Annotated in this window: 3 protein-coding genes; 2 read left to right on the top strand and 1 reads right to left on the bottom strand. The window is 41.3% G+C overall.

Annotated elements, in window-relative coordinates; all coding sequences use genetic code 11:
• Positions 1-466 (top strand): SPFH domain-containing protein (locus tag AB4653_RS21285; protein ID WP_372105272.1); only part of this gene is annotated, 466 nt, incomplete at its 5' end.
• A 3-nt stretch (positions 467-469) separates the two neighbouring features.
• Entirely contained in the window at positions 470-925 is a 456-nt protein-coding gene (locus tag AB4653_RS21280; protein WP_009847355.1) for an NfeD family protein, read from the top strand.
• Between the two features lie 37 nt (positions 926-962).
• Here AB4653_RS21280 and cueR read toward each other — a convergent pair whose 3' ends face one another.
• Entirely contained in the window at positions 963-1,358 is a 396-nt protein-coding gene (gene cueR / locus AB4653_RS21275) for a Cu(I)-responsive transcriptional regulator (RefSeq protein ID WP_009847356.1), read from the bottom strand.
• Positions 1,359-1,855: the final 497 nt, after the last annotated feature.

Here is a 1,855-nt window from a genome sequence, read left to right as displayed (position 1 = left end):
TGTCAAAGTTACACGTATCGAAATCAAAGACGTACAGCCACCAGCAGACCTTACCGCTGCGATGAATGCTCAGATGAAAGCCGAGCGTAACAAACGTGCAGATATCCTAGAGGCAGAGGGTGTACGACAAGCTGAGATATTGAAAGCAGAAGGTCACAAGCAATCAGAAATCTTAAAAGCAGAAGGCCAAAAGCAAGCCGCGATACTTCAAGCTGAAGCTCGTGAACGGGCTGCCGAAGCTGAGGCTAAAGCGACAGAAATGGTATCAACAGCGATTGCTCAAGGTGACATGCAAGCAGTCAATTACTTTATTGCACAAGGTTACACCGACGCACTGAAGTCTATTGGCCAAGCAGAAAACGGTAAGATCATCATGCTACCGCTCGAAGCGACTGGACTAATGGGTTCTGTTGCGGGTATTGCAGAGATGTTTGCACATAAGAATGACAAGGGTAGTAAGGACTAACTTATGGTCGAATTGCTCGAACAAGTAAACTACTGGCATTGGTTAGCGTTTGGCCTAGCATTGTTAGCGCTTGAGCTAATTGGAACCGCTGGTTACTTTTTATGGATAGGCATATCTGCCATGCTAGTCGGGGCCCTATTAGGCGCACTACCAATCGGTTGGCAGATGCAATGGCTATCCTTTGCGAGCTTCTCGCTTATCACCACTTGGCTGTGGTGGAGAAGACAGCTGTCTAGTGACAAGCAATCTGACTCTACTCGAGACCTTAATCAGCGAGAGAAGCAACTGATTGGAAGAAAGACTCGCCTCTTAGAGCCGGTACAAAAAGGTAACTGCAGGATAAAGCTAGGGGATAGCTCATGGTCTGCGATGAGTACACATGATATTGATGCGGGAGAGGAAGTCGTGATTACTGCTGTCGATGGCATTGTTCTCACTATAAGCCCTACTAAACAATAATCAAGAAAACCCTCCGTCAAAGCCATAAGTAACCAACTTATGGCTTTTTCTCTACAAGTGAATCAATAATTGGGCAATGGCTATTTGAGTCACCAGGGCATTGTTCAACCCACTCTTTCAATGTCTTCTGAATGATCAGTAAGTCTTCAATTTTTTTATTCACTTCTTCCAATTTACTTAACGCTTTTGCTTTAACATCGGCACTTTCGCGACATGGGTTGTCGGCTAATTCAACAAGCGCACGACACTCATCAAGCGAAAAACCAGCGCTTCTCGCTTTCGCTACGATTCCGAGCTCTTTAATCTGCTTCTCACCATAAGACCGATAACCATTTTCAGAACGCAACGGTGCAGATATCACCCCTTTGTCTTCATACAAACGAATAGACTTAGGTGATAACTGCGTGAGGCTTGCAACTTCGCTTATGTTCATAATATTACTCAAGTAAATATCGCATAAAAACTATTTAGAAACCTAAGACTATTATTCAAACATCTAGGAATGCTAACTACCGAAACAAAAACATTGAAGCAATATAATGTTCGAAAATAAAGTCTGCTGTTTATGGCTATTTTACATCAAATGATGAGAGTAGCTTAGATTTTCCAACAAACCCAAACACCAACTATCAACAAGTTACTGTTTGAAATAGCAAAATAGGCATTCATTATTTTTCATAGGAAATTTTTTGATTTTTTTGATTTTTGAGAAATACCTCACATACTAATGAATATCTCTTGTTTGAAGAGATTTTTAGTGAGGTGTCATTATGAAATGTTATCTAGCGTTAATTTTTAGCTTAGTTTTAAGCTTCTCTGTATCCGCCCAAAATGTAGGAAGCACTGCATCTGGACCGATCATAAAATGTGACTTAGGAAGTAGTGTTGTAGAATATATGCCTATCGTTATATGCAAGCATAGTAATGGTA

This window comes from Vibrio sp. 10N.222.48.A3 (genome assembly GCF_041475345.1).
In the GTDB taxonomy this organism is placed as follows: Bacteria; Pseudomonadota; Gammaproteobacteria; order Enterobacterales; family Vibrionaceae; genus Vibrio; species Vibrio tasmaniensis_A.
This window is presented reverse-complemented; position numbering and strand designations above follow the sequence as displayed.

Coding starts and splice junctions, on each gene's coding strand:
- AB4653_RS21280 (WP_009847355.1), top strand. CDS start 470: ATGGTCGAATTGCTCGAACAAGTAAACTACTGGCATTGGTTAGCGTTT.
- cueR (WP_009847356.1), bottom strand. CDS start 1,358: ATGAACATAAGCGAAGTTGCAAGCCTCACGCAGTTATCACCTAAGTCT.